The organism is Streptomyces sp. DG1A-41, assembly GCF_037055355.1.
Lineage (GTDB): Bacteria > Actinomycetota > Actinomycetes > Streptomycetales > Streptomycetaceae > Streptomyces.
In genome coordinates this window covers 3,394,807-3,421,405 of sequence record NZ_CP146350.1, presented here as the reverse complement: position 1 = coordinate 3,421,405, position 26,599 = coordinate 3,394,807, and the positions used below count along the sequence as shown (strand labels likewise).

The 26,599-nt window shown below is 69.6% G+C and carries 27 protein-coding genes, 1 tRNA gene and 2 pseudogenes; 20 read left to right on the top strand and 10 right to left on the bottom strand.

Going from position 1 to position 26,599, the window contains the following annotated elements; translation table 11 throughout:
* Positions 1 to 64: 64 nt before the first annotated feature.
* Together V8690_RS15870 and V8690_RS15865 are read left to right on the top strand one after the other, a co-directional pair.
* Positions 65 to 2,413 carry an immune inhibitor A domain-containing protein gene (locus tag V8690_RS15870; RefSeq protein ID WP_338779428.1) on the top strand — a complete coding sequence of 783 codons (2,349 nt, stop codon included), beginning with the start codon at positions 65 to 67 and terminating at the stop codon, positions 2,411 to 2,413.
* Positions 2,414 to 2,547: 134 nt separating this feature from the next.
* Positions 2,548 to 2,892 carry a hypothetical protein gene (locus tag V8690_RS15865; RefSeq protein ID WP_338779426.1) on the top strand — a complete coding sequence of 115 codons (345 nt, stop codon included), beginning with the start codon at positions 2,548 to 2,550 and terminating at the stop codon, positions 2,890 to 2,892.
* An 18-nt stretch (positions 2,893 to 2,910) separates the two neighbouring features.
* Here the strand turns inward: V8690_RS15865 and V8690_RS15860 are convergent, their stop codons facing one another.
* Both V8690_RS15860 and V8690_RS15855 read right to left on the bottom strand, forming a co-directional pair.
* The gene (locus V8690_RS15860) at positions 2,911 to 3,501 is read right to left on the bottom strand and encodes an isochorismatase family protein (RefSeq protein WP_338779424.1); all 591 of its coding nucleotides are present in this window, start codon (positions 3,499 to 3,501) and stop codon (positions 2,911 to 2,913) included.
* A gap of 115 nt (positions 3,502 to 3,616) precedes the next feature.
* Complete coding sequence (locus V8690_RS15855; protein ID WP_338779422.1) at positions 3,617 to 4,963, bottom strand: nicotinate phosphoribosyltransferase; 1,347 nt, start codon at positions 4,961 to 4,963, stop codon at positions 3,617 to 3,619.
* A gap of 97 nt (positions 4,964 to 5,060) precedes the next feature.
* Here V8690_RS15855 and clpS point away from each other — a divergent pair, with 97 nt between their 5' ends.
* The 7 genes from clpS (at position 5,061) to V8690_RS15820 (ending at position 9,928) form a co-directional block, all read left to right on the top strand.
* A complete protein-coding gene (gene clpS, locus V8690_RS15850) occupies positions 5,061 to 5,378 on the top strand; it encodes an ATP-dependent Clp protease adapter ClpS (protein ID WP_338779420.1) in 318 nt (105 codons plus the stop codon).
* A 32-nt stretch (positions 5,379 to 5,410) separates the two neighbouring features.
* The gene (locus V8690_RS15845; RefSeq protein WP_338779417.1) at positions 5,411 to 6,019 is read left to right on the top strand and encodes a DUF2017 domain-containing protein; all 609 of its coding nucleotides are present in this window, start codon (positions 5,411 to 5,413) and stop codon (positions 6,017 to 6,019) included.
* Positions 6,020 to 6,360: 341 nt separating this feature from the next.
* Entirely contained in the window at positions 6,361 to 7,785 is a 1,425-nt protein-coding gene (locus V8690_RS15840; RefSeq protein WP_338779415.1) for an amino acid permease, read from the top strand.
* Positions 7,786 to 7,941: 156 nt separating this feature from the next.
* Positions 7,942 to 8,364, top strand: coding sequence for a M67 family metallopeptidase (locus tag V8690_RS15835; RefSeq protein WP_094052245.1), 423 nt, complete (start codon positions 7,942 to 7,944; stop codon positions 8,362 to 8,364).
* A 118-nt stretch (positions 8,365 to 8,482) separates the two neighbouring features.
* Complete coding sequence (locus tag V8690_RS15830) at positions 8,483 to 8,578, top strand: putative leader peptide (RefSeq protein ID WP_020270288.1); 96 nt, start codon at positions 8,483 to 8,485, stop codon at positions 8,576 to 8,578.
* 114 nt (positions 8,579 to 8,692) lie between these two features.
* Positions 8,693 to 8,971 carry a MoaD/ThiS family protein gene (locus tag V8690_RS15825; RefSeq protein WP_059421375.1) on the top strand — a complete coding sequence of 93 codons (279 nt, stop codon included), beginning with the start codon at positions 8,693 to 8,695 and terminating at the stop codon, positions 8,969 to 8,971.
* A 6-nt stretch (positions 8,972 to 8,977) separates the two neighbouring features.
* Positions 8,978 to 9,928, top strand: coding sequence for a cysteine synthase (locus V8690_RS15820; protein WP_338779410.1), 951 nt, complete (start codon positions 8,978 to 8,980; stop codon positions 9,926 to 9,928).
* Between the two features lie 412 nt (positions 9,929 to 10,340).
* On the opposite strand, the pseudogene V8690_RS15815 reads toward V8690_RS15820, so the two are convergent.
* A pseudogene (locus V8690_RS15815) lies at positions 10,341 to 10,783 on the bottom strand (type II toxin-antitoxin system PemK/MazF family toxin).
* A 212-nt stretch (positions 10,784 to 10,995) separates the two neighbouring features.
* Here V8690_RS15815 and V8690_RS15810 point away from each other — a divergent pair.
* Complete coding sequence (locus V8690_RS15810) at positions 10,996 to 11,748, top strand: MBL fold metallo-hydrolase (RefSeq protein WP_338779408.1); 753 nt, start codon at positions 10,996 to 10,998, stop codon at positions 11,746 to 11,748.
* A 69-nt stretch (positions 11,749 to 11,817) separates the two neighbouring features.
* Here V8690_RS15810 and V8690_RS15805 read toward each other — a convergent pair whose 3' ends face one another.
* Together V8690_RS15805 and V8690_RS15800 are read right to left on the bottom strand one after the other, a co-directional pair.
* Complete coding sequence (locus tag V8690_RS15805; protein WP_338779406.1) at positions 11,818 to 13,080, bottom strand: PTS transporter subunit EIIC; 1,263 nt, start codon at positions 13,078 to 13,080, stop codon at positions 11,818 to 11,820.
* Between the two features lie 174 nt (positions 13,081 to 13,254).
* Positions 13,255 to 14,305: pseudogene (locus tag V8690_RS15800) on the bottom strand (PTS transporter subunit EIIC); the annotation flags it as partial.
* A gap of 208 nt (positions 14,306 to 14,513) precedes the next feature.
* On the opposite strand from V8690_RS15800, the gene V8690_RS15795 reads away from it, so the two are divergent.
* The 4 genes from V8690_RS15795 to rdgB all read left to right on the top strand — a co-directional run bounded on the left by V8690_RS15795 (position 14,514) and on the right by rdgB (position 16,863).
* Positions 14,514 to 14,747 carry a PTS glucose/sucrose transporter subunit IIB gene (locus tag V8690_RS15795; protein WP_010039992.1) on the top strand — a complete coding sequence of 78 codons (234 nt, stop codon included), beginning with the start codon at positions 14,514 to 14,516 and terminating at the stop codon, positions 14,745 to 14,747.
* Positions 14,748 to 14,859: 112 nt separating this feature from the next.
* Positions 14,860 to 15,597 carry a ribonuclease PH gene (rph, locus tag V8690_RS15790; protein WP_338779397.1) on the top strand — a complete coding sequence of 246 codons (738 nt, stop codon included), beginning with the start codon at positions 14,860 to 14,862 and terminating at the stop codon, positions 15,595 to 15,597.
* Between the two features lie 142 nt (positions 15,598 to 15,739).
* The gene (locus V8690_RS15785) at positions 15,740 to 16,138 is read left to right on the top strand and encodes a hypothetical protein (RefSeq protein WP_059421365.1); all 399 of its coding nucleotides are present in this window, start codon (positions 15,740 to 15,742) and stop codon (positions 16,136 to 16,138) included.
* Between the two features lie 122 nt (positions 16,139 to 16,260).
* Positions 16,261 to 16,863: an RdgB/HAM1 family non-canonical purine NTP pyrophosphatase gene (gene rdgB / locus V8690_RS15780; RefSeq protein ID WP_338779390.1), complete on the top strand. Its 603-nt coding sequence runs from the start codon at positions 16,261 to 16,263 to the stop codon at positions 16,861 to 16,863.
* A gap of 50 nt (positions 16,864 to 16,913) precedes the next feature.
* Here the strand turns inward: rdgB and V8690_RS15775 are convergent.
* From V8690_RS15775 to bcp, 4 genes are all read right to left on the bottom strand, one after another.
* Positions 16,914 to 16,986: transfer RNA gene (locus tag V8690_RS15775), tRNA-Leu, on the bottom strand.
* A 16-nt stretch (positions 16,987 to 17,002) separates the two neighbouring features.
* Positions 17,003 to 17,497, bottom strand: a complete 495-nt coding sequence (locus tag V8690_RS15770) for an HNH endonuclease (protein WP_338779388.1) — start codon at positions 17,495 to 17,497, stop codon at positions 17,003 to 17,005.
* Positions 17,494 to 18,147 (bottom strand): HNH endonuclease signature motif containing protein, encoded by a 654-nt coding sequence (locus V8690_RS15765; protein ID WP_338779386.1) that lies wholly within the window; start codon positions 18,145 to 18,147, stop codon positions 17,494 to 17,496. The genes V8690_RS15770 and V8690_RS15765 overlap by 4 nt, the downstream gene beginning before the upstream one ends.
* Positions 18,148 to 18,288: 141 nt before the next feature.
* Positions 18,289 to 18,756: a thioredoxin-dependent thiol peroxidase gene (gene bcp / locus V8690_RS15760; RefSeq protein ID WP_338779384.1), complete on the bottom strand. Its 468-nt coding sequence runs from the start codon at positions 18,754 to 18,756 to the stop codon at positions 18,289 to 18,291.
* Between the two features lie 543 nt (positions 18,757 to 19,299).
* Here bcp and V8690_RS15755 point away from each other — a divergent pair.
* Positions 19,300 to 19,629 (top strand): DUF3618 domain-containing protein, encoded by a 330-nt coding sequence (locus V8690_RS15755; protein ID WP_003990538.1) that lies wholly within the window; start codon positions 19,300 to 19,302, stop codon positions 19,627 to 19,629.
* A 44-nt stretch (positions 19,630 to 19,673) separates the two neighbouring features.
* Positions 19,674 to 20,030 carry a co-chaperone GroES gene (locus V8690_RS15750; protein ID WP_094052261.1) on the top strand — a complete coding sequence of 119 codons (357 nt, stop codon included), beginning with the start codon at positions 19,674 to 19,676 and terminating at the stop codon, positions 20,028 to 20,030.
* Positions 20,031 to 20,119: 89 nt separating this feature from the next.
* Here the strand turns inward: V8690_RS15750 and V8690_RS15745 are convergent, their stop codons facing one another.
* Positions 20,120 to 22,510, bottom strand: a complete 2,391-nt coding sequence (locus V8690_RS15745) for a transglycosylase domain-containing protein (RefSeq protein ID WP_338779374.1) — start codon at positions 22,508 to 22,510, stop codon at positions 20,120 to 20,122.
* A gap of 469 nt (positions 22,511 to 22,979) precedes the next feature.
* Here V8690_RS15745 and V8690_RS15740 point away from each other — a divergent pair, with 469 nt between their 5' ends.
* From V8690_RS15740 to V8690_RS15725, 4 genes are read left to right on the top strand one after another with little or no spacing between them, the layout of a single operon-like run.
* Positions 22,980 to 23,780 carry an ABC-2 family transporter protein gene (locus tag V8690_RS15740; protein WP_338779372.1) on the top strand — a complete coding sequence of 267 codons (801 nt, stop codon included), beginning with the start codon at positions 22,980 to 22,982 and terminating at the stop codon, positions 23,778 to 23,780.
* The gene (locus V8690_RS15735; RefSeq protein ID WP_338779370.1) at positions 23,773 to 24,594 is read left to right on the top strand and encodes an ABC transporter permease; all 822 of its coding nucleotides are present in this window, start codon (positions 23,773 to 23,775) and stop codon (positions 24,592 to 24,594) included. The genes V8690_RS15740 and V8690_RS15735 overlap by 8 nt, the downstream gene beginning before the upstream one ends.
* 31 nt (positions 24,595 to 24,625) lie before the next feature.
* Positions 24,626 to 25,639: an ATP-binding cassette domain-containing protein gene (locus tag V8690_RS15730; RefSeq protein WP_338785367.1), complete on the top strand. Its 1,014-nt coding sequence runs from the start codon at positions 24,626 to 24,628 to the stop codon at positions 25,637 to 25,639.
* Positions 25,640 to 25,672: 33 nt separating this feature from the next.
* Positions 25,673 to 26,404 (top strand): DUF1707 domain-containing protein, encoded by a 732-nt coding sequence (locus tag V8690_RS15725; RefSeq protein ID WP_338779369.1) that lies wholly within the window; start codon positions 25,673 to 25,675, stop codon positions 26,402 to 26,404.
* Positions 26,405 to 26,599: the final 195 nt, after the last annotated feature.

Genomic DNA, 26,599 nt, shown 5'->3' with positions numbered 1-26,599 from the left:
CGCGCGCGGACTCCTGAACCACAGACCCCTTCCTCCGCGCGCCCGAACGCGGGGAGGAACTCAAGTGACCAGTAGACCCTGGACGTTCAGAGCGGCCGCCATCGGTGTGGCGCTCGCGGCGGCCACGGCCACCGCCTCTGCCTACGCGGTGGCCGACGACACCTCCGCTCCCCGGTCCGCCACCGTGGACCGGCACGACCCGGCGGATCGCCACGACGGCGAGCACGACCTCGATGGCCCGCTGAGCAAGACCCAGGAGGCCCAGCGCGAAGAAGCCCTGAAGCAGGTCATATCCGGCAAGACCACGGTCAAGAACCGTGACGGCTCCAAGGTCGTCCAGCTCAAGAGCAAGAAGGGCGACAGCAAGTACGTCGAGCTCGGCCGCGAGAAGACCGACAAGATCTTCACGATCCTGGTCGAGTTCGGCGACAAGATCAGCGAGTTCGGCGGCACGCCCGGCCCGCTGCACAACCAGATAGCCAAGCCGGACCGCACGAAGGACAACTCCACGGCCTGGCGGGCGGACTACGACCGGGAGTACTTCCAGGACCTCTACTTCGGCACCGGCAAGAACACCGAGTCGGTGAAGAAGTACTACGAGAAGCAGTCCTCCGGCCGTTACTCGGTCGAGGGCGAGGTCTCCGACTGGGTCAAGGTCCCCTACAACGAGGCCCGTTACGGGAACAACGCCTGCGGTGACAAGAACTGCCCGAGCGTGTGGAACGTCGTCAGCGACGGCCTGAACGCGTGGGTCGCCCAGCAGAAGGCAGCTGGGAAGACCGACGCCGAGATCAAGGCGGCTGTCCGGCAGTACGACCAGTGGGACCGCTACGACTTCGACGGCGACGGCGACTTCAACGAGGCCGACGGCTACATCGACCACTTCCAGGTCGTGCACGCCGGCGAGGACGAGTCCGCGGGCGGCGGCGCCCAGGGCGAGGACGCGATATGGGCGCACCGCTGGTACGCCTTCGGCACCGACGCCGGTGCCACCGGCCCCGAGAACAACAAGCTCGGCGGCGCCAAGATCGGCGACACCGGCATCTGGGTCGGCGACTACACCGTGCAGCCGGAGAACGGCGGACTCGGCGTCTACGCCCACGAGTACGGCCACGACCTCGGCCTGCCGGACCACTACGACACCACCGGCGGCGGCGAGAACTCCACCGGCTTCTGGACCCTGATGTCCTCCGGCTCCTGGCTCGGCACGGGCAAGAACGAGATCGGTGACCTGCCCGGCGACATGACCGCCTGGGACAAACTCCAGCTGGGCTGGCTCAAGTACGACACCGCGAAGGCCGCGACGAACTCGTGGCACAAGCTGGGTCTCGCCGAGTACAACACCAAGCACAAGCAGGCCCTCGTGGTCGAGCTGCCCAAGAAGGCCGTCACCACGGAACTCGTCACCCCGGCCCAGGGCTCCACCCAGTGGTGGAGCGGCAGCGGCGACAACCTGAAGAACACGCTGACCCGCTCCGTCGACCTGACCGGGAAGACGTCGGCGTCGCTGACCCTCGACGGCTGGTACGAGATCGAGGCCAACTACGACTACCTCTACACCGAGGTGTCGACCGACGGCGGCGCCAACTGGACCGCCCTGGACGGCACCGTGGACGGCAAGCCGATCCCGCGGGACGGCAGCGACAAGGCCCTGACCGGCACGGCGGACTCCTACGAGAAGCTGGCGTTCCCGCTGGACGCCTACGCGGGCAAGAAGATCGACCTGCGCTTCCGCTACCAGACCGACGGCGGCCTGGCGATGAAGGGCTTCACGGCCGACCGGATCGCCGTGACCGCCGACGGCGCCACCGTCTTCTCCGACGACGCCGAGTCCGCGGACGCGGCCTGGACGGCGAAGGGCTTCTCTCGCATGGGCGCGTCCTTCACCAAGGACTACGCGCAGTACTACATCGCGGAGAACCGCCAGTACGTGTCGTACGACAAGACCCTCAAGGTCGGCCCGTACAACTTCGGCTTCTCCAAGACCCGTCCGGACTGGGTGGAGCACTACCCGTACCAGAACGGTCTGTTGATCTGGAAGTGGGACACCTCCCAGCAGGACAACAACACCAGCGTCCACCCGGGCACGGGCCTGCTGCTGCCGGTCGACTCGCACCCGACGGCGATGAAGTGGACCGACGGCACGCTGATGCGCAACCGCATCCAGGCCTACGACTCGCCGTTCAGCCGGTACCGCACGGACGGCATCACGCTGCACAACGCGGACGTCGCGACGCGCATCCCGTCGTCGAAGGGGGTGTCGGTCTTCAACGACCGCGCGAACACCTACTACGACGAGACGAACAAGACCGGCGGCGTCAAGATCACTGACACCAACACCAAGATCAAGATCATCAAGGAGGCGAAGGACGGCTCGACGATCGAGCTCGAAGTAGGCCCCGCGGCGAAGTAAATCGCGTTTTCGCAGGTCAAAGCATGATCGGCGGTGACCCCCTGGCGGGTCACCGCCGATCCGTGTTTAGGTGCGTCCTGTGGTTCTCTTATTGACACCGACCGACACAGCGACCGACACGGGGGTATGACCACATGGCCGCAGGAGGTTTCTGCAAGCTGCCGAACGGCACGGTGGTGGTGGCACTGAACCTGCCCAGCCCCGCCGCCGACGGCCCCGGCGCCGTCCGCGTCCTCGTCCATTCCGCGAACCGCGCCCGAGCCCTGACCAGGCTCCGCAACCTCGGCCTGCGCTCGGTCTACCTGCGCGGCAACGCCGCGCCGCCGTCCCCGGACGAGATCACGGCGGTCCTGCACCACCCCGACGGCCTGATATGGCGCACGGCCCCCGACAACGGTGTCGTGGGCGGCCCGGACCTCGTCCTGGAGCTGTGGCGCCCGATCAGAGCCCTCCTGCGACGCCCGACGGCCCAGACCTGACCCCCAGGGCCTACCGGGTCACTGGACGACCGGCTTGCCCGAGAGCTCCACGCCCGCTTCCCGCAGCTCCTCCAGGGCCCGCTCGGTGGTCTCCTGGGCCACGCCGGCCGTGAGGTCGAGGAGGACGTGGGTGCGGAAGCCCTCCTTCGCGGCGTCCAGGGCCGTGGCGCGTACGCAGTGGTCCGTGGCGATGCCGACCACGTCGACCTCGGTGACCTCGCGGGAGCGGAGCCAGTCGGCCAGTTTCGTGCCGTTCTCGTCCGTGCCCTCGAAGCCGCTGTACGCCGCCGCGTACGCCCCCTTGTCGAAGACGGCGTCGACGGAGCCGGACGCGACGGCGGGGGCGAAGTTCGGGTGGAAGCCGACGCCCTCCGTGCCGGCGACGCAGTGCGCGGGCCAGGAGCGGACGTAGTCGGGGTTGGCGGAGAAGTGGCCGCCGGGGGCGATGTGGTGGTCGCGGGTGGCCACCACGTGCTGGTAGCCGGACCCGGCCGCCTGCCCGATCAGCTCGGTGACGGCGGCGGCCACATCGGCACCCCCGGCCACCGCGAGGCTGCCCCCCTCGCAGAAGTCGTTCTGCACGTCTACGACGATCAAGGCGCGGCGCATGGGCGGTGTCCTTCGGCTATGAGGTCGGCAAGCCCGGCCGGTGCACTTCCGAGCCTATTGACATGGAGGAGGAGACGGGAGGGGGCACGGGTCGGCGCATCGCGGCACACCGCAATTAGCTACCCGTGGCCTCGTGCGCGTACTCCGTCGGAAGGACCGGCTCCCCGCGCGAGAGCTGCGTGGCCGACATCGGGAGCCCCGCGCGCGCCGCCGCGTGCCGGTCCCGCGCCGCGTCCAGCGGCTCACGGGCGACGACCTCGCCGCCCTTGACCAGATGCACCAGCAGCTGCCGGTCCGCGAGCTCCGCCGGCACCGGCCCGGTGCCGATCACCTCGGCCTCGGCGACCCCGTAGGAGTCCAGCCGCCGCGCGGCCCACTTGCGCCCGCCCACGGACGTCTTGCCCCCGCTCGACTTCTTCGCCACCGGCACCAGCGGCGCGTTCGGGTCGGTGGACTCGGCCCGTGCGACCAGCTTGTAGACCATCGAGGACGTCGGGTGGCCGGATCCGGTCACCAGCTGCGTACCGACGCCGTACGCGTCCACCGGCGCCGCCGCCAGCGAGGCGATCGCGTACTCGTCCAGGTCCGAGGTCACGATGATCTTCGTACCGGTCGCGCCCAGCTCGTCCAGCTGCTGCCGCACCCGGTGCGCCACCAGCAGCAGATCGCCGGAGTCGATCCGCACGGCCCCGAGCCCGGTTCCGGCTACCTCCACGGCCGTACGGACCGCCTCGGCGACGTCGTACGTGTCCACCAGCAGCGTCGTGCCCCGCCCCAGCGTGTTCACCTGGGCCTGGAAGGCGTCCCGCTCGCTGTCGTGCAGCAGGGTGAAGGCGTGGGCGGAGGTGCCGACGGTGGGGATGCCGTAGCGGAAACCGGCGGCCAGGTCCGAGGTGGTGGCGAAGCCGCCCACGTACGCGGCCCGGGACGCCGCCACCGCCGCCAGCTCGTGCGTGCGCCGGGCGCCCATCTCGATCAGCGGCCGGTCCCCGGCGGCCGACGACATGCGCGAGGCGGCCGCGGCGATCGCCGAGTCGTGGTTGAGGATCGAAAGGATCACGGTCTCCAGCAGCACACACTCGGCGAAGGTGCCCTCGACCCGCATGATCGGCGAGCCCGGGAAGTACACCTCGCCCTCGGGGTAGCCCCAGATGTCCCCGCTGAAGCGGTAGCCGGCGAGCCACTCGAGGGTCTCCTCGCCGACGATCTCGCGCTCGCGCAGGAAGGCGAGGACGCCCGCGTCGAAGCGGAAGTTCTCCACCGCGTCCAGCACCCGGCCGGTGCCCGCCACGACGCCGTAGCGGCGCCCGTTCGGCAGGCGCCGGGTGAAGACCTCGAACACGCTCCGCCGCTCGGCCGTGCCCGCCTCAAGGGCGGCGCGCAGCATCGTCAGCTCGTACTGGTCCGTGAAGAGCGCCGTCGAGGGAACATCCACCGGCAGCCCAAGGTCCGCTGTGTTCATGAGCGGGATCGTACCCCCATTTCGTCAGTTTGACGATTTTCATCAAGGCCCCCGGCTTCCAGGCCCGTTTGTGCGACTACCCCCCTCGGGTGGCAGCATGGGCAGTGTGACGTCACCCGCGCCCCTGGAGATCGAACGGACCGAGTCGGCGGAGGAGGTCTTCGCCGTACCTGAGCCCGACCTCCCCTGGGTCACCATCGTCCACAACGACCCGGTCAACCTCATGAGCTATGTGACGTACGTCTTCCAGGCGTACTTCGGCTATTCCAAGGACAAGGCCACCAAGCTCATGCTCGACGTCCACCACAAGGGCCGGGCGGTCGTCTCCAGCGGCAGCCGCGAGGAGATGGAACGCGACGTGCAGGCCATGCACGGCTACGGCCTGTGGGCCACCCTCCAGCAGGACCGCAAGTAGCCAGCAGCCCGCCCAGCAGCGAAAAGGCGTTCATGCCCGGAACCTTCGAACCGCTTCCCGGCGGCGGCGCGGCCGTCGCCCTCGACGAAGTCGAGATCTCCATCATCCGGTCGCTGGCCGTCCAGCTCCTGGAGCTCATCGGCCCCGGCCCCGCCGGGGAGGCCCCCGACGACCCGCTCGCCGAGCTGTTCTCTCAGGGCCCGAGCGAGCCGCCCGCCGACCCGGTGCTCAAGCGGCTCTTCCCGGACGCCTACAGCGACCCCGAGCAGCCCGCCTCGCCCCGGGACGCCGAGGAACAGCGGGCGTACTCCGCCGAGTTCCGTCGCTACACCGAGAACGACCTGCGGGCCGGCAAGCGGGACAACGCCCTCGCTGTGATCCGCTCCCTGGACGCGCTCTCCTCGGCCTCGGCCGGCGAGGGCGGCGCGGTGCTGAAGCTGTCGGTGGAGGAGTCCCAGCGGTGGCTGGGCGCGCTGAACGACCTGCGGCTCGCGATCGGCTCGCGGCTGGAGATCACCGACGAGGAGGACACCGACCTCCTCTACCGTCTCCCGGACGAGGACCCGCGCAAGCCGATGGTGATGGCCTATCTGTGGCTGGGCGGACTCCAGGAGACGCTGGTCGGCACGCTTATGCCCTGACCCGTGCAGGTTCTGTGACCGCCGGGTGACCGATCGGTGTTCGCTCAGCGGACGCTCAAATCCGGATAACGATCGCGTCACCGTACCCGCCTCCTATGCCGACTTCGGCTGCGCTTTGTCCGGTTTTCCCTGTGTGGTGTGTCACAAGACGCCCGTGTGATCAGTGCTGCCGCCGTGATAAATCTTCACGATCGCCCGGCCGGCACCACCCGAATGTCCGGCCGGGTGCGCCACCGAGCCGGCAACCGCCGGCCAGGCACCGCTCCAGCAATCCGGGGGGATCGAGACCCGATCCGAGGCCGACGAAGGTCCGGGTCGGCATGGAGAAAGGCGCACCACAGATGACCTCTGCGCAGGTCGACACGGAAAACGTCCCCGAGGAGGGGTACGAGCGCGGACTGGGCAGTCGCCAGGTCCAGATGATCGCGATCGGCGGCGCCATCGGCGTCGGTCTGTTCATGGGTGCCGGAGCGAACATCGCCAAGGCGGGGCCCAGCATCATCCTCATGTACGCCCTGGCGGGCGTCGTGATCTTCTTCATCATGCGGGCGCTGGGCGAGCTGCTCCTCTACCGGCCCGTCTCCGGCTCCTTCGCCGAGTACGCCCGCGAGTTCCTCGGCCCGTTCTTCGGGTTCGTCACGGGCTGGACGTACTGGCTCATGTGGGTGGTCACCGGCATGGCCGAGCTCACGGCCGCCGCGATCTACATCCACTTCTGGTTCCCCGAGATCCCGCAGTGGGTCAGTGCCCTGGTCTTCCTGGTGGTGCTCTTCGGCGTCAACCTGATCTCCGTCAAGATCTTCGGCGAGGTCGAGTTCTGGTTCTCGATGATCAAGGTCACGGCCATCATCGGCATGATCGTCATCGGCCTCGGCGTGCTCACCCTCGGCTTCTCCGACGCCGGTGACACCGCCACCGTCTCCAACCTCTGGTCGCACGACGGCTTCTTCCCGAACGGCATCGGCTCCAGCCTGATGACGCTCCAGGGCGTCATGTTCGCCTACCTCGCCGTCGAGCTCGTCGGCGTCACCGCGGGCGAGTCCGAGAACCCCGAGAAGACCCTGCCCAAGGCCATCAACACCCTGCCCTGGCGCATCATCGTCTTCTACGTCGGCGCGCTGCTGGTGATCCTCTCCGTCGTCAAGTGGACCGAGTTCTCCGCCGGCGAGAGCCCGTTCGTCCACGCCTTCGGCGAGATCGGCATCCCGCTCGCCGCGGGCATCGTCAACTTCGTGGTGCTCACCGCGGCCCTGTCGTCCTGCAACTCGGGCATGTACTCCACCGGCCGGATGCTGCGCGACCTGGCCGCCAACAGCGAGGCGCCGCAGGCGTTCGGCAAGCTCAACGCCCGCAAGACCCCCGCCGTCGGCATCACGGTCTCCGTTGCGCTCATGGGCATCGGCGTCGTCCTGAACTACGTGGTCCCGGAGAAGGCGTTCCTCTACGTCACCTCCGTCGCCACCGCGGCCGGCATCTGGACCTGGATGATGATCCTCGTCAGCCACATCCGCTACCGCGCCGCGGTCGACGCGGGCCGGCTGCGCGCCTCGTCCTTCCCCGCCCCCGGCGGGGCGCTGTTCAGCTGGGTCGCGCTCCTCTTCCTCGTCGGCGTGACCTGCATGATCGCGTACGACAAGGACGCGCGGATCTGCCTCTACGTCGCGGCCGCCTGGGCCGTCGCCCTGGCCATCGGCTGGGCGGTCCTCAAGAGCCGCAACCCGCAGATCGCCGAGCGCCGCGACCCGGAGTTCGAGAAGGTCGGCTGAGTTCGAGAAGGCCGGCTGACGAACCAGCCAGGACGTCCAGCCGCAGGGAGTACTCGTGGCACCCCCCCCCGCGGCTGCCGCTCAGGGCGTCCGGCATGTGGGCCGTTCCGTACCAGCCATCGGTACGGAACGGCCCTTCTGCTTATCCTGACGAGCATGCTGACCATCACCCAGGCCCTCGTCGACCAGATCGTCGCCCACGCGCGCAAGGACCACCCCGACGAGGCGTGCGGCGTCGTGGCGGGTCCGGCGGGCTCGGACCGCCCCGAGCGCTTCATCCCGATGCTCAACGCGGCCATGTCGCCCACGTTCTACGAGTTCGACTCCGGCGACCTGCTCAAGCTCTACCGCGAGATGGACGACCGTGACGAGGAGCCGGTGGTGATCTACCACTCCCACACGGCGACCGAGGCCTACCCCTCCCGCACCGACATCTCGTACGCGAACGAGCCCGGCGCGCACTACGTCCTCGTCTCCACGGCCGACACCGACGGGGCCGGCGAGTTCCAGTTCCGCTCCTTCCGGATCGTGGAGGGCGAGGTCACGGAGGAGGAGGTCCGGATCGTCGAGGCGTACTGAGCGGGTCTGGACCGGTCCGAACGGTGCTGAACAGGGCAGTCTCACTCTCCGGCCGGAAATCGTCCGCGATGTGGGATCACATTCCAGAACCCGGACCGGGAATCGATACGATGAGCGCATGGTTTTCCACGACGTGAGCGACAAGACGCCGGGCATGCTGCTCGTTGCGCGGCTGCACGTCGACCTGTGCAGGCTCGCCAGCGCCATCTGTTGACGCCGACCCCTGCCGCCGTACGGCCGTGAGCCGCGGCGCTGCACACACGCACCACCCCGCTGTTCTTGCGCTGCCGCGCGCCCGACTGACTACTCCCGACAGGAGCCCTGAGCCATGGCCATCGAGGTCCGCATCCCGACCATCCTCCGCCAGTACACCGACGGTCAGAAGGCGGTGGAGGGCAGCGGTGACACCCTCGCCGAGCTGTTCGCCGACCTCGAGACGCGGCACGCCGGCATCCAGGCGCGCATCGTCGACGGCGACCAGCTGCGCCGCTTCGTCAACGTCTACCTGAACGACGAGGACGTGCGCTTCCTCGACGGCATCAACACCAAGCTGACGGACGGCGACAACGTCACGATCCTGCCGGCCGTGGCCGGCGGCATGGTCTGATCACCGATGCGATACGACTCACCCCTGGCCGCGGTCGGCAACACCCCCCTGGTGCGCCTGCCGCGGCTGTCGCCGTCCGCCGACGTGCGCATCTGGGCGAAGCTGGAGGACCGCAACCCGACCGGGTCGGTCAAGGACCGGCCGGCCCTGCACATGATCGAGCAGGCGGAGAAGGACGGCCGCCTGACCCCGGGCTGCACGATCCTCGAGCCCACTTCGGGCAACACCGGCATCTCCCTGGCCATGGCGGCGAAGCTCAAGGGCTACCGCATCGTGTGCGTGATGCCGGAGAACACCTCGCAGGAACGCCGGGACCTGCTGGCCATGTGGGGCGCCGAGATCATCTCCTCCCCGGCCGCGGGCGGCTCCAACACCGCCGTGCGCGTCGCCAAGGAGCTCTCGGCCGAGCACCCGGACTGGGTGATGCTCTACCAGTACGGCAACCCGGACAACGCGGGCGCCCACTACGCGACGACGGGCCCGGAGATCCTCGCGGACCTGCCCTCCGTCACCCACTTCGTGGCAGGCCTCGGCACCACGGGCACGCTCATGGGTGTGGGCCGCTACCTGCGCGAACACAAGCCGGACGTCCAGATCGTCGCGGCCGAACCGCGCTACGACGACCTGGTCTACGGCCTGCGCAACCTCGACGAGGGCTTCGTCCCCGAGCTGTACGACGCGTCGGTCCTCACCAGCCGCTTCTCGGTCGGCTCCGCGGACGCGGTCACCCGCACCCGCGAGCTGCTCCAGCAGGAGGGCATCTTCGCGGGCGTCTCGACGGGCGCCGCGCTGCACGCCGCGATCGGCGTGGGCCGCAAGGCCGTGAAGGCCGGCGAACCGGCCGACATCGTCTTCGTCGTCGCCGACGGCGGCTGGAAGTACCTGTCGACGGGCGTCTACACGGCCCCCACGACGGAGGAAGCCATCGAGACACTCCAGGGGCAGCTCTGGGCGTAACCCGACGGCAGATCACCCAGGAAGGGCTGGAGTGAGGACTCCGGCCCTTCTACGTTTCCGGCCCCTTCACATTGCAGCCCCGCAGCCCCGGCGAAGCCCGGCCCCGCCCCGGACCCAGGCGACCTGATCCCCGGCCCGGTTCCGGGGCCGCATCTCGGCGGCCGGGTGGGCCCGCCGGGTGCGGGCCGCGCACCGCTGCCGTGCTGGTGTCGCACCCGCTGCCACTGTCACCACTGCCGCGTTGCTGTCGCACCTGCTGCTCCCACGGCCGCGGCGAACGGCGGGCGGCCGACGGCCGGAGCACCGCCCGGGCTGCGGCGCGCCGGGGCGGCCGTCGTGTCCGGCCGTCGCGCCGGCCCGGCGGCATGTTCCCGACGTCGCGCCATGATCCTCCGGCTCTGAGGCGCGGCTCTCAGCCGGCCAGGTATCGCACCTGGTCCCACAGTGCCGGGTCCACCACGCCGACCCGTCGGCGGAAGCCCCACACCGGGACCTCCCGCAGGTCGTCCGTCTCCAGGAAGCTCGCGCGGCCCTGGGTGTCGCCGACCGCGCCCGGGGAAGGGGGATCACGCCGGTCCGCTCGTGCCGGAAGCGGGTGGTGATCTTCGCGACGGTCGCCCGTTCCCCGCGCACCGCCAGCACCAGGCAGGGCCGGTCCTTCGTGCGGGCCTCGTCCTCGTAGGGAACGTCCGCCCACCAGATCTCCGCCGGCTGCGGCAGCCCCGCCACCGTGGCGGCCTCAGCCGCCGTCCGGCCCCGCCGCGCCGACGACCGCCGCCCCCAGCCGTCGACGAGCGTGGCGACGAGCGCGAGCAGTACCACCGCGGCGAGCGCCAGCCACCAGGACGTGTCCATACTGAGACGTTACCGGCGCCGTCCCTCCCACGCGCCCTTCCTCGCCAGGATCACAGTCGGCCCTGCCAGCCGAACCGGTGACACCACAGGTGAGTTCGCCCACAACAGCCCTTGGCGGAGGAGCGACCGGAGGTTTTGCGCCTTACGCTCGTCGCACCGCACGACCCCCGACGCCCCTCTCAGTCATTCCCGCCAGCGGAGGTTTCTGCTTCATGAAGCTCACCGTCGTCGGCTGCTCGGGGTCGTTCCCGTCCGCGGAATCGGCCTGCTCGAGCTACCTCGTCGAGGCCGACGGCTTCCGGCTGCTTCTCGACATGGGCAACGGTGCCCTGGGCGAGTTGCAGCGCCACTGCGGTCTCTACGACCTCGACGCGATCTTCCTCAGCCACCTGCACGCCGACCACTGCATCGACATGTGCGCGTACTTCGTCGCGCGCTACTACCGCCACGACGGCGGCCGCTGCGATCCGCTCCCCGTCTTCGGACCGGAAGGCACGGAACACCGGCTGACCACCGCCTACGCGGACACCCCCTCCGCCTCCTCCATGAGCGAGGTCTTCGACTTCCACACGGTCAAGCCGTCCACCTTCGAGATCGGCCCGTTCACGGTGCACACCGAGCGGGTGGCCCACCCCGTGGAGGCGTACGGCATCCGCGTCGAACACGACGGCAAGGTCCTGACGTACTCCGGCGACACCGGTGTGAGCCCAGCCCTGGACGAACTCGCCCGGGACGCCGACCTGTTCCTGTGCGAGGCGGCGTTCACGCACGGCAAGGAGAACATCCCCGACCTGCACCTCAACGGCCGCGAGGCGGGCGAGACGGCCGCCCGGGCAGGTGCCCGGCGTCTGGTCCTCACGCACATCCCGCCGTGGACGGACCCTCAGGTCAACCTGGCCGACGCCCGCGCGGTCTACGACGGTCCCGTGGACCTCGCGGCGCCGCGGCAGACGTACGAGGTCTGAGAGTCGGGCAAGCCGAGCACGACGAGGCCCCGGAACCGAAGCGGTTCCGGGGCCTTCAGCGTGTGCGGGCTACTTCGCCTCCGCCTTCTGGAGCTCGGCGAGCTCCTCGTCGGACTCGCGGCCCGGCGTCGGCAGGTTGAACTTGGTGATCGCGAAGCGGAAGACCACGTAGTAGACCGCCGCGAAGCACAGGCCCACCAGGGCCAGGCCCCATGGGTTGGTCGCGATGCCCAGGTTCAGGAAGAAGTCCACCGCGCCGGCCGAGAAGCCGAAGCCGTCCTTCATCCCCAGGGCCCAGGTCAGCGCCATCGAGACACCGGTGAGCACGGCGTGGATGGCGTACAGCACCGGGGCGATGAACATGAAGGTGAACTCGATCGGCTCGGTGACGCCCGTGACGAACGAGGTCAGCGCGAGGGAGAACATCATGCCGCCGACGACCTTGCGGCGCTCGGGCCGGGCGCAGTGCACGATCGCCAGGCAGGCGGCCGGCAGGGCGAACATCATGATCGGGAAGAAGCCGGTCATGAACTGGCCGGCGCTCGGGTCGCCCGCCAGGAACCTGGCGATGTCGCCGCTCTTGCCCTCGTAGGTGCCGGCCTGGAACCAGGGGAAGGAGTTCAGCAGGTGGTGCATGCCGATCGGGATCAGCGCGCGGTTGGCGACACCGAAGATGCCCGCGCCGACGGCCCCGGACCCCACCAGCCACTCGCCGAAGCTGTGCAGGGCCGTACCGAGGACCGGCCAGACGTAGCCGAAGACGATGCCGATGACCAGGCCCGCGAAGGCGGACAGGATCGGGACCAGGCGGCGACCGCCGAAGAAGCCCGCCCAGTCGGGCAGCTTGGTGCGGTAGAAGCGCTGGTAGAGCAGGGCGACGACGAGGCCCATCACCACACCGCCGAGCACCTTGGCGTCCACCGGAGCGTCCGTCATGACGACCTTGCCGTCGACGGCCGTCGCCACCTTCGGCAGGTTCGGGTCGGTGAACGTGGCCAGCACGTTCTTGAAGACCAGGTAGCCGACGACGGCGGCGAGAGCGGTCGAGCCGTCCGACTTCTTCGCGAATCCGATCGCGATGCCCACGGCGAACAGCAGCGGCATGTTGTCGAGGATCGCGTTGCCGCCCGCGGTCATGAAGCTCGCGATCTTGGTGATGAACTCCGGGAACGACTCCCGCCCCAGCATGTCGGTGTTGCCGAGGCGGACCAGGAGGGCGGCGGCCGGCAGCACGGCGACGGGCAGCATGAGGCTGCGGCCGATGCGTTGCAGGACCGCCATCACCGCAGACCCCTTCTTCGGGCTCGCGGGCGCGGCTGTGGCTGTGGACATGAACTTCCTCCATGGGGCACGGCGCCGCCCAGGGAAGAGTTCGACGGGGGACGGCGGCGTCTCAAAAGGGGAACGCGGTCAACACCGCGCGACCTCCACCGGTGAGTGGTGTAGACCAGTTGTAGCACGGTAGGCCGAACGAGTGGAACCCGCCAATTCCGCCCGCCCCGACGATCATGCCTTGGCGCTGTCCTCGACTTCCTCCTCGGGCTCGCGCCCCGGAATCTTCAGGCCGAACTTCGTGATCGCGAACCGGAAGATCACGTAATGGGGAGCGCGAAGCCCAGACCGATCGGAATGATCAGCCATGGTCTTCGCCAGGTTCCGGTCGATGACGTAGCCGATCAGCCCCGCCGAGAAGCTGAACCCGTCCTTCACGCCCAGCGCCCACGTCACCGCCGTCCACACCCCCGTCAGCAGCGCGTGCACCGCGCACAGCACGGGCGCGATGAACAGGCACGAGGACGCGATCGGCTCGGTGATGCCCGTGCCGAACGACGTCGGCGCCACCGACAGCATCAGACCGCCGACCTCCTTGCGCCGGTTCGGCCTCGAAGAGTGCGTGATCGCCGGCGCCGCGGCCGGCAGCGCGAACATCCTGATCGGGAAGAAGCCCGTGGTGAACTGCCCGGCGTCCGGATCCCCGGCCAGGAACACGGTGATGACGCCGTGCACCACCGTGCCGTCCGGCTTGGTGTACGAGCCGGACTGGAGGGCACGTTCAGGAACTGGTGCAGCCCGATCACCAGCAGCGCCCGGTTCGCCACCCCGAAGACGCCCGCGCCACGCGCCCGGACCGCTCATCCAGTTGCTGAAGCTCTCCAGCGCCTCACCGATCGGCGGCCACACCCACAGACACGGCGCCGCGAACACGATCGCCACGAACGCCATGATGATCGGCACCGGCCGCCGGCCGTTGGAGAACCCCGGCCAGTCCACCAGCCGCGTGCGGTGGAAGCGGGCCCAGAAGAACTCGGCCAGCAGCCCCGTCACGATCCCGCCCCCCGGGTTTGTGGAACGTACGCGGTCGCCATCCGGCACCCGCCGGTCACCTGACACCCGACGTTCGGCACCGTCACGGACCCCTCGGGACAGTCCTCCGGGAACTGCCGCAGCACCGTGAAGCAGACGAGGAATCCCGCCACCGCCGCCGCCGGCGCCGTCGAACCGTCCGATTCCGCGCCGTCCCGATCGCAACGCCCACACAGAACAGCAGCGGCAGCCCAGGACGTACGGCGGCCTCGGCGCCGGCGGCGCTGTCGGCACTCACTCCGGACCCTTTGTCGAAAGGCGGGATCGTGGTGTAGACCAGTCGAACGGGCGGTCGCACACTGGTGTGAGGCCATCCTTCGGCACGCACGACATGACCGCTCGCAGAGTTGAACCACCTATGGGTTACTGCGACAAAGCGGTTCGGATCAGGGAGAACGAACATGGCCACCAAGGCTGAGAAGATCGTTGCCGGGCTCGGCGGCATCGACAACATCGAAGAGGTCGAAGGCTGCATCACCCGCCTGCGGACCGAGGTCGTGGACCCCGCCAAGGTCGACGAGACCGCCCTGAAGGCCGCCGGCGCCCACGGCGTCGTCAAGATGGGCAGCGCGATCCAGGTCGTCATCGGCACCGACGCCGACCCCATCGCCGCGGAGATCGAAGACATGATGTGAAGCACGGGGACCGTCCCGGGCTTCACCCCCTGACAGACCCCCGAGATCCGCTGTGAGGGCCCCTTCCCACCGCGGGAGGGGCCCTTCCGCATGTACGGATAGGCTCACTGGCATGTCTCGAATCGACGGCCGCACCCCCCAGCAACTCCGCCCGATCACCATCGAACGCGGCTGGAGCAAGCACGCCGAAGGCTCCGTCCTCGTCTCCTTCGGCGACACCAAGGTCTTCTGCACCGCCTCCGTCACCGAAGGCGTCCCGCGCTGGCGCAAGGGCAGCGGAGAAGGCTGGGTCACCGCCGAGTACTCCATGCTGCCCCGCTCCACCAACACCCGCGGCGACCGCGAGTCAGTCAAGGGCCGTATCGGCGGCCGCACCCACGAGATCAGCCGCCTCATCGGCCGTTCGCTCCGCGCCGTCATCGACTACAAGGCACTCGGCGAGAACACCATCGTCCTCGACTGCGACGTCCTCCAGGCCGACGGCGGCACGCGCACGGCGGCCATCACCGGCGCCTACGTGGCGCTGGCGGACGCCGTCGCCTGGGCCCAGCGCAAGAAGCTCATCAGGGCCGGCCGCCAGCCCCTCACCGGCACCGTCAGCGCCGTCTCCGTCGGCATCGTCGGCGGCGTCCCCCTCCTCGACCTCTGCTACGAGGAAGACGTCAAGGCCGAAACCGACATGAACGTCGTCTGCACCGGCGACGGCCGCTTCGTCGAGGTCCAGGGCACCGCCGAGGCCGAGCCCTTCGCCCGCGAGGAACTCGACGCCCTCCTCGACCTCGCCGTCGCCGGCTGCACGGAACTCGCCGCCCACCAGCGCACCGCGCTTGATGCCGTCCTCGAAAAGTAAAGGGCGCGCCAAGACAGGTGCTCGGCACGGGCAACCGCGCCGAGCACGCTCGCGTCTCAAGGAGTACGGGCGCACGGCTCATCCCTGTGCGTCCGGCCAGCCATAGGGCCGCCCGGCCCGACCGAACGAGAGGGACCGTTCCATGGCCGCGAGCCGCCGACGCCGCACCGCCGCCGTCGCCGCCACCCTGGCGGCCGTCGCGCTGACCGCCGGACTCACCACCGGCTGCGCCGCCGTCGACAAGGCGCTGGACTGCGTCCAGACCGCCGACGCCATCGCCGACAGCGTCACGGAACTCCAGCAGGCCGTCGACAACGCGGCCAACGACCCGACGCAGCTCGACGAGTCCCTCGACTCCATCGACAAGAACCTGGACAAGATCGGCGACAAGACCGACAACGCCGACGTCAACAAGGCAGTCGACGACCTCAACCAGGCCGTCGGCAACGTCCGTACGGCGATCAAGAACGGCGACGAGACGCCCGACATCAGCCCGGTCACGGACGCGGCCGGCGAACTGACCAAGGTCTGCACGCCGTAACGCCGCGCTGGGCTGGGCTTCTCGTCTGCCGGGTAGCGGTGGTGGCAGCGTGCGGGTTCGTCGGGGCTGATCGCGCAGTTCCCCGCGCCCCTTGCGGGGCGCTCCCCGGCAATACTGGGGCCATGACCCGCTTGATCCTCGCCACCCGCAACGCCGGAAAGATCACCGAGCTCCGGGCGATCCTCGCCGAAGCCGGGCTGCCGCACGAACTCGTCGGCGCCGACGCCTACCCGGACATCCCCGACGTCAAGGAAACGGGCGTCACCTTCGCGGAGAACGCGCTGCTGAAGGCCCACGCCCTCGCCCAGGCGACGGGCCTCCCGGCCGTCGCCGACGACTCCGGCCTCTGTGTCGACGTCCTGAACGGCGCCCCCGGCATCTTCTCCGCCCGCTGGTCCGGCCGCCACGGCGACGACAAGGCCAACCTCGACCTGCTCCTCGCCCAGCTCTCGGACATCGCCGACGAACACCGCGGCGCCCACTTCGCCTGCGCGGCGGCGCTGGCCCTGCCGGACGGCACGGAGCGGGTGGTCGAGGGCCGGCTACGGGGCGTACTGCGCCACGAGCCGGTGGGTTCGGGCGGCTTCGGCTACGACCCGATCCTCCAGCCGGAGGGTCAGGCCCGGACCTGCGCGGAGCTGACTCCGCAGGAGAAGAACGCGATCAGCCATCGGGGGAAGGCGTTTCGGGCGTTGGTGCCGGTGGTGCGGGAACTGCTTGGCTGAGTGATCAGCCCCGCGCCTTCGACTCGAAGGCGCGGGGCTGATCCTCTGAGTACGCCCGGTCGGATTCGAACCGACAGACACGACCACCTAAAGATCGCCGCTCAGCCGTTGGCGTACGGGCGCCCAACAGGTTTCTACTTTACTGGGCGAGATTATGTCGTCGCTGCCCGCCTCGACACCAGGTATTCGTGACAGCGTGGCAGTTGGGGCACAGCAACCGCAGGTTCTCCAGTCGGTCGTCGCTCCAGTCACCGTTGACGTGGTCGACCTCCTGCGTCATGGGCTTGCCGAGCCACTCGGGGCCGACCCCGCAGTCCGCGCACTCTTCAGGCACGCCCATCTCGTGGAGCGCCCGGCGCAACACAACCGTGCGGGTCCGACGCTCGCCGTCGTGCTTGACCAGGATCTCCTCAGGACGTCTGCCCAGGGACGGGCCGCGCTTTCCTCGCTGGTGAGCCTGTCCCAGAAAGTGCTCGGTGGCCAGTTGGTCCTCGGCGATCCACTGGCGCAGATACGCGCGCTGCGTGCCACTGCCCGGGCGTCCCAGGCGGCGAAGCACCTCTGCGAGGGAGATGGACTCGGCGACCGCGACACGCAGTTCTTCGGGGGTGGGCCGCGCCCTGTGGCTGCTCATGAGGCATGCCCCCGCGCGCGTCGTTTGCCACGCCCTCGGTAATTGTCCGTCGTCGAATGGCAGTTGGGGCACAGGAACCGAAGGTTCTCGATCCGGTTGTCGCTCCAGCGGCCGTTGATGTGATCGACCTCCAAGGGGAGTGGGTGGCCCCGCCAGACCGCCTCTATGCCGCAGAGGGCGCACCGCTCCGCTACTCCGGAAATCGTCATGGCCCACTTGAGGCGGTCACTCGGAACACGCCGGGCGCGATCTGCTGGTTGCTCGACGAGGAAGGCCTCCGGGGTTCGCGGACGCCAGGGCTTCCCACGCCTCGTCGGCACCTGGAAGTGCGACGTGTCGATGCCGTACGCCTTGATCCGGCGGCTGATGTGCGTGTGGTGTCCGCCTACCACCTCAAGGCCGAGGTGCCGCAGCACCTCGCCCATGTTCGTCGACGCCGCGACCGCCCGCTCAAGGACGTCTCGCGTCCACTTCACCCCCTCCCGTTCGAAGTGCGACACGTCCACCCCGAGCTTCTTCATCCGCTCGTGCACATACCGCCGCGTCGAACTCTTCGGATCCACGCCCAACCGCACCAACGCCTCCGACAACGTCCGTGCCCCCCGGGCCGCCTCCTCCAGCCGCTCCCTGGTGTACGCACTTGCCCCCATCGATCCCTCCGTCCCCCGACCACCCGTTCGTGATCTCGCACGGAGTAACGAACCGTTTATTGGACAGTCACGCCCGAAATGCGGAACGGCTCGTACCGGACCACGCCGGTACGAGCCGTTCCAGAAGCCAAGCGGCGGGCCTCAGACCCCCAGATCCTTGATGATCTTGGCCACGTGGCCCGTCGCCTTGACGTTGTACAGGGCGCGTTCGACCTTGCCCTCCTCGTCCACGATCACCGTGGAGCGGATGACGCCGACGACCGTCTTGCCGTACAGCTTCTTCTCGCCGTAGGCGCCGTAGGACTCCAGGACCTGCTTGTCGGGGTCGGCGAGGAGGGTGACCTTCAGCGACTCCTTGTCGCGGAACCTGGCCAGCTTCTCGGGCTTGTCGGGGGAGATGCCGATCACCTCGTAGCCCGCGCCGGCCAGCAGCTCCAGGTTGTCCGTGAAGTCGCAGGCCTGCTTGGTGCAGCCGGGGGTGAGGGCGGCCGGGTAGAAGTACACGATGACCTTGCGGCCCTTGTGGTCCGACAGGGACACCTCGGTGCCGTCGGCGTCGGACAGGGTGAAGGCGGGGGCCACGTCCCCCGGCTGGAGTCGCTCGCTCATCGCACCAGCTTGACGTGCTCCCTGGCCTGAAGTCCAGAAATCCCGGTCTGGATCGTCTGACCCTTCCGAGGGCTTCCTGCTTCACCGGCCTGTGCGGGCACGTGTGCCCGTCTTACCGGCGCTCCACAGGCGTTTTGCGTCTCCGCCCGTCCGGCGGCGACGATACGGCGTCCTTCGACTTTCTGTCGCGCAGGCAGTCGTTCCGCACCACGCGGGCGCACCCGAACGCACCGCCGGCGCGTGTCGCTGAGAGGCGTACGGGCAGGCCCGGTAGTCGTAGCGGAGCTGCATACCGATCACCGTACGACGCTTTGTGGCCACTCACGGCGAAAGATCACATTCAACCGGAACCGCACACGATGTGGGCAACTGTGTTCGAGGACTTCGAGGTCTCCGCCCGCCGGATACGCCCGCGGAGGTCGTCCGGCGTGAACGCCGCGCCCTCTGCAAGGCTCCGGTAACCGGGGGGCCTGACAGTGCGATGAGCCGTGGAGCTGACAGACTGTGCGGCACAGGCTTCATACCGACTTCGGAGGCGACACGGTGGCGGACACGGCGGACACCAGGACCCCGGCGCAGATCGAGGCGGACATCAGGCGCCGCCGCGAGACCCTGGCCGAGACCCTCGACGAGATCGGGGTGCGGGTTCACCCGAAGACCATCGTCGGGGACGCCAAGGCCAAGGTCGCGTCCAACATCGACCACACCCTCGGGCGGGCCTACGTGGAGGTCAACCGGGCCGTCACCGATGTCAGGGCGCGGTTCGTGGACGAGGACGGCGCCCCGCGGCTGGAGCGGGTCGTGCCCGTGGCCCTCGTCGTCGTCGGAGTGGTCGGTCTGCTCGCCTTCAGCACGCGGCGGCGCAAGGGCTGACCCGATCGCGTACGTTCTCGGGGAAGACAGGTAGGTTTCAGGGCGTGAGCGCCAACAGAAACGAGCACAGCACCCATCCCGACAAGCTGCCCATCCGGATGCTGCACGACCGCGTACTCGTGCGGCAGGACACCAGCGAGGGCGAGCGGCGTTCCGGCGGCGGCATCCTGATCCCCGCCACGGCGGCGGTCGGCCGGCGGCTGGCCTGGGCCGAGGTCGTCGCGGTGGGGCAGAACGTACGGACCGTGGAGCCGGGCGACCGGGTTCTGTTCGACCCGGAGGACCGTGCCGAGGTCGAGGTGCGCGGTATCGCGTACGTGCTCATGCGCGAGCGTGATCTGCACGCCGTGGCCGCGGACCGGTTCGAGGGCTCGGAGGACTCGACGGGCCTCTATCTGTAGCTCCAGTAGCAGTAGCAGTAGCAGAAGGGGCCGGTGACGATCGTCACCGGCCCCTTTCGCGGGTCACTGAGTAAGCGGCAGCGGGCGGCTCATTCGCGGCGCGCCATCTGCGGGACCACGCCCCAGCCGGGGCCCGTCGGGCGGCCCGTCGAGCCGCCGTCTGTCGTGTCGCCGCCGCCTTCCGTCGTAGCGCCGTCGGTGGCGGTGCCGCCGTCTCCCGTGCCGCCGTCCGCGGTACCGCCGCTCGGGGATTCGCCGCCCGTGCCGCCGTCGGTGGTGCCGCCGTCGGTCTGGCCCTGAGTCTGCCCCTCGGGCGCGCTCGGGGACTGGCCGGGCGTCTCGGTGCCGCTGTCCTGGCCGCCGGTGGACGTGCCGCCGCCGTCGGTCGTGCCGCCCGTGGTCGGGTCGGCCGGGGACTCGGTGCCCGGGGCCTGCGGGACGTCGGCGCCCGGCTGGAGCCTGAGGTCGAAGTCGGTGACCGGCTTGCCCTTCAGGGCGTCCCGGGTGAACTGGGCCCAGATCTCGGCGGGCGCCCCGCCGCCGTTGATGCGCGGGAGGCCCATCGCGCCGTACAGCGACTTGTGGGCGGCGGTGACCGGGTCCTGGCCCATGACGGAGACGACCGTGGCGAGGTCGGGGGTGTAGCCCGCGAACCAGGCCGCCGTGTCCTCCTCGGCGGTGCCGGTCTTGCCCGCGGCGGGGCGGCCCGCGGCCTGCGCGGCGGAGGCCGTGCCGTTCTGGACGACGCTCCGCAGGACCGAGGTGGTGGTGTCGGCGGCCTCGCGGCTCACGGCCTGCCGGGTGCGCCGCTCGGGCAGCGCGATCGGCGAGCCCTCCTTGGTGACCTTCTCGACCATCGTGTACGTGCCGTGCCGGCCGTGGTTGGCGAGCGTGGCGTACGCCTCCGCCATGTCGAGGACGCTGGCGGTGGCCGTGCCGAGCGCGATGGCGGGGCCGTCGGCGAGGTCGGGGGTGGTCTCGGGGACGCCGAGGTCGATCGCGGTCTGCTTGACCTTCTGCGGACCGACGTCGGCCGCCATCTGGGCGTATACCGAGTTCACGGACTTGTCGGTGGCCTCGGTGACGGTGATGTCGCCGTAGGAGACCTGGTCCTCGTTCTCCGGGGCGTACGGGTCGCCGGCCCAGCCCTGGACGGGGCGCTTGTTGGTGCCGTCGTAGATCGTGTTCGGGGTGATCGGGCGGCCGTCCTGGGTCTGCGAGTCGTTCTCGACGGCCGAGGTGAACACGAACGGCTTGAAGGTGGAGCCGACCTGGAAGTCCCTGCGGGTGGCGTTCGGGGTGTACTGCTTGACGTAGTCGATGCCGTTGTACATCGCCACGACCTTGCCGGTCTTGGGGTCGACGGCGGCGCCGCCCGCGCGGACGTAGGTGTCGACCTTGTTGTTCTTCGTGTCCAGCTTGTCCATGAGCTTGTCGTTGACGGCCTTCACGAAGGCGTCCTGCCTGGGCTTCTGGAGCGTCGTGGTGATGCGGTAGCCGCCGGCGTCGAGCCGGCTCTCGTCGATGATCTTGTTCTGGGTGAGGTAGTCCTTGACGGTCCGGACGATGTAGCCGCGCTGGCCGGACATGCCGGTGGAGAGGGTGGACTCCTTCGGCATCGGGAACTTCATGCCGGCCCGCTTCGACTCGCTGAGCCAGCCCTTCTTGACCATGCCGTCCAGGACGTAGTTCCAGCGGGACTCGGCGGCCTTGCGGTTCTCGGGGTGGGCGACGACGTCGTACTGGCTGGGGGCGTTGACGAGCGCGGCGAGGTAGGCGGCGCGGGCCGGGTCGAGGTCCGTGGCGTCCATGCCGTAGTAGGCCTGGGCGGCGGCCTGGATGCCGTAGGCGTTGCGGCCGAAGTAGCTGGTGTTGAGGTAGCCCTCGAGGATGTGGTCCTTGCTCACCTCGCGGTCCAGCTTGATCGCGATGAAGAACTCCTTGGCCTTGCGCGTGATGGTCTGGTCCTGGCGCAGGTAGTAGTTCTTCACGTACTGCTGCGTGATCGTGGAGCCGGACTGCTTGCCCTTGCCGAGGGCCGTGTTCCAGGCCGCCCGGACCATGGCCTTGGGGTCGACGGCGGACTCGGTGTAGAAGTCGCGGTCCTCCGCGGCCAGGATCGCGTGCTGGGCGTCCTTGGAGATCTGCGGGAGCGAGACGTTCTCCCGGTTGATCTCGCCGTCGCGGGCGATCACCGAACCGTCCGCGTAGAGGTAGACGTTGGCCTGCTTGGTGGCGAGCGCGTTGGCCGGCGGGATCTTGACCAGCGAGTAGCCGAGGAAGAAGCCGCCGACCAGCAGCAGGGCGACGATGATGAAGGCGCCGAGCGTCATGCGCCAGGTCGGGATGATCCGGCGCCAGCCGGTCCGCTTCGGTTTCCCGGCCGGCCGGGCCTGAGGCGTGTTCGGATCGCCGTCCGCCTGCGGCTCTCTCGGTGCCCAGCCCGGTGTCGGCTGCTGCGGCTGAGGCTCGTCACTCATGTCGTGCACGGACTCCTGTTTCGCGTCGTACGTCGTTCCCGTACGTCTCTGCTCGCTCTTGCGCCCCTGTGATGAAGACTGTCCCGTCCGGCGATCAGTTCCCTGATCGAGGGCCGTGTCGTGAGCCGTGTGGCGAGGCCGGCCCCGCGCGGGGCGGGCGCAGGGTGAACGGTGTCACCCTGCAAGCCTGTTCGAATAGCGATCTTGCCTGCGCGAGATTCGCCGAGGTGGGGACACGACCGACGCTGCGACTGCTCGCACGCTCCGCCCTGGCCGGCACCGCCGCCGCACTGCTCGCCCTGGCCACGGGCGCCTCGGCCCACGCGGACGGAACGGATCGTACCGTCTGGGCCGGCCCCCACTCGCCCTGCGGCGCTCCCCACCCCTGCCGAAAAATCCGTGGCACGGCTGATCGTCGGCCCACTAGGCTCCTGCGCTTCGGTGCCGGGCGGCGAGGAGGGCTGTGGATGTGGGCTCGGGACGGTTGTACGCGGCCGTCGCGGCGGGGGGCTTCAGGCGGTACGCGACGTACAAGGCGGCCACCGTGGCCGGGGTGTTCACCAACACCGTCTTCGGTCTCATCCTCGTCTACACGTACCTGGCGCTGTGGGAGGAGAGGCCGCACCTGGGAGGGTACGACCAGGCGCAGGCCGTGACGTACGTGTGGCTGGGGCAGTGCCTCTACGCGACGCTGGCCATCCAGGGCGGCGGAGCCGAGAAGGACCTGATGGAGCGCATCCGCACGGGTGAGATCGCCGTCGACCTGTACCGGCCGGCCGATCTCCAGCTGTGGTGGCTGGCGGGCGACGTGGGGCGGGCGCTGTTCCAGATGCTGGGGCGGGGCGTCGTCCCGTTCGCGTTCGGCGCGGTCTTCTTCCCCATGGCGCTGCCGACGTCGGTCACCCCGTGGGCGGCCTTCGTGGTCACGCTCCTGCTGGCGACGGTCGTCAGCTTCGCGATCCGCTACCTGGCGGCCCTGAGCGTGTTCTGGCTCATGGACGGCATGGGCGTCAACCAGGTGCTGATGATCACGGGAGTCTTCTTCTCGGGCATGGTGCTGCCGCTGAACGCCTTCCCGGGCGTGTTCGGCGACATCGTGCGGGTGCTGCCGTGGGCGGCGCAGATCCAGATGCCGGCGGATGTGCTGATGGGGGAGACCGACCCGCTCCGGGCGTTCGTCTTCCAGGCGGCGTGGGCGGTGGCGCTGCTGGCGGCGGGTCGGCTGTTGCAGTCGGCCGCGACGCGGCGGGTGGTGGTGCAGGGTGGGTGAGCGGAGCGTCCTGCTGGAGGGGCTGCGGGCCTACCGGCTGATCGCCGGGATGTGGGTGCGGTCCAGCATGACCTACCGCACCTCCTTCGTCGTCACGGTGTTCGGCAACCTGATGGTGACCGGCCTGGACTTCGTGGGGATCCTGCTGATGTTCTCGCAGGTCGACTCGCTGGGCGGCTGGACACTGCCCGAGATCGCCTTCCTGTACGGGCTGTCGGTGACGGCGTTCGGGATCGCCGACCTGGTGCTCGGCTCGATGGACGTCCTGGGCGCCCGGATGCGCGACGGCTCGTTCGACATCCTGCTCGTGCGTCCCGCGCCGGTGCTCGCCCAGGTCGGGGCCGACCGCTTCGCGCTGCGCCGACTGGGCCGGATCACCCAGGGTGCGGTGGTACTGGCCTGGGCGCTGGCCTCGGTCGACGTCGACTGGAGTGCGCCGAAGGCGCTGCTGGTGCCGGTGATGGTGGTCAGCGGAGCGGCGATCTTCTCGGCGGTGTTCGTGGCGGGCGCGGCCTTCCAGATCTTCGCCCAGGACGCCGCCGAGGTGCAGAACGCGTTCACGTACGGCGGGACCACGCTGCTTCAGTATCCGCCGACCGTGTTCGGGAAGGACCTGGTGCGCGGCGTGACCTTCATGCTGCCGCTCGCCTTCGTCAACTGGGTCCCCGCCGCCTACGTGCTGGGCAGGCCGTACCCGATCGAGCTGCCCCCGTGGACGGCCTTCGCGTCACCGCTGGTGGCAGTGGCCTGCTGTGCGCTGGCGGGGGTGGCGTGGCGGGTGGGGCTTCGTTCCTACCGGAGTACAGGGAGTTGAGGTGACCGGGGTGGACAGCGGGCTGACCGGAGTGGACGGCGGGTCGACCGGGGCGGGCGACGGTTCGGGCGGGGCGGACGGCGGCGGGTTCATCGAACTCGACGGCGTCGAGAAGGTCTTCGACGTACGCAAGAAGACCGGCTTCATGAAACGGGAGCGGCGGCAGGTGCGGGCCGTCGACTCGATCTCCTTCCGCGTGGAACGCGGCGAGATGGTCGGCTACATCGGCCCGAACGGCGCCGGCAAGTCGACCACGATCAAGATGCTGACCGGCATCCTCACACCGAGCGCCGGCCGGCTCCGCGTCGCCGGCATCGACCCCTCCCGTGAACGCACGCGGCTCGCGCACCGCATCGGCGTGGTGTTCGGGCAGCGTACGACGCTGTGGTGGGACCTCCCGCTGGTCGACTCCTACCGGCTGATGCACCGCATGTACCGGATCCCGGACGCCCGTTACCGCGAGAACCTCGACCGTCTGGTCGAACTCCTCGACCTGGGCGACCTGCTGGACGTGCCGGTACGGCAGCTCTCTCTCGGGCAGCGGATGCGCGGCGACATCGCGGCGGCGCTGCTGCACGACCCGGAGGTGCTGTACCTCGACGAACCGACCATCGGCCTCGACGTCGTCTCCAAGTCCAAGGTGCGGGAGTTCCTGCGGGAGTTGAACGCCGAGCGAGGCACGACGGTGCTGCTGACCACGCACGACCTCCAGGACATCGAGCAGTTGTGCAAGCGGGTGATGGTCATCGACCACGGGCGCCTGATGTACGACGGCCCGCTCGCCGGGCTGCACGAGGCGGGGGAGAGCGAGCGGACGCTGGTGGTGGACCTGGAGCGGGAACTGCCGCCGATCGACGCCCCGGCACCCGCCCGGGTCGTCCGGGTGGACGGTCCGCGGCAGTGGCTGGCGTTCCCGGCGGCGGAGTCGGCGGCGCCACTGGTCGCGCGGATCGCGGCGCAGTACCCGCTGGTGGACCTGTCGGTGCGTGAGCCGGACATCGAGGCGGTGATCGCCAAGATGTACGCGGAGCGTGCGACCGCATAGTGTCCGGGACATGTAACTCGTACGCTGCTGTATATGACCGACGACGCAGTCCCGGACCTCCGCGCCTCCGACGCCGACCGTGAACGGGTCGCCGAGATCCTGCGGGACGCCCTCGCGGAGGGCCGTCTCGACATGGCGGAGTTCGAGGAGCGGCTGGACGCGACGTACCAGGCGCGGACGTACGGGGAACTGGCGCCGATCACCCGGGACCTGCCGGCCGCGGGTGTCACGGCGCCCTCCGTGTCACTGACCAAGGAGCCCGCCGCCGGCCCGGACGGCGCGGACTGGTCCGGGCGGATCGTCGGCGGTGAGGGAACCTCGACGTGGGCCGCCGCCGTGATGGCCGGCTTCCAGCGCAAGGGGCACTGGACGGTGCCCCGGCGGTTCACCTGCCTCGCCCTCTGCGGAGGCGGGGAGATCGACCTGCGCCAGGCGAACTTCACGGACCGCGAGGTCGAGATCAACGTGATCGCGATCATGGGCGGGGTGGACGTCATCGTCCCGCCCGGCGTCGAGGTCGTCGTCCGCGGCATCGGCATCATGGGCGGCTTCGACCACCAGGAGGAGGGCGTCCCCGGCGACCTGGGCGCGCCGCGCGTCATCATCACCGGCTTCGCCTTCTGGGGCGGCGTCGGAGTCCAGCGAAAGCTGACCCGAGCGGAGAAACAGCGGCTCCGCGAGGAACGCCGCCAGCAGCGACTGGACCGCAGGGCGGGCCGCCGCCAGCTCGACGGCTCCCGCCGGGACTCACACTGGGATCACTGAACGCCGACCGCTGAGCACTCGGCGTTCAGGTTGGAGCCGGGGCACCCCGCAGCCCGGCGCTGCGGGGTGCCGCCGCGCCCACCCGTGCCGCCCCAGCGGCACGACTGCCCGCGGCTCAGCGGGATCAGCACACGGCTGAGCGGCGCCGACTACCCGCCGTCTGCGGGCAGTCGTGCCGCTCGGGGCGGCACGGGT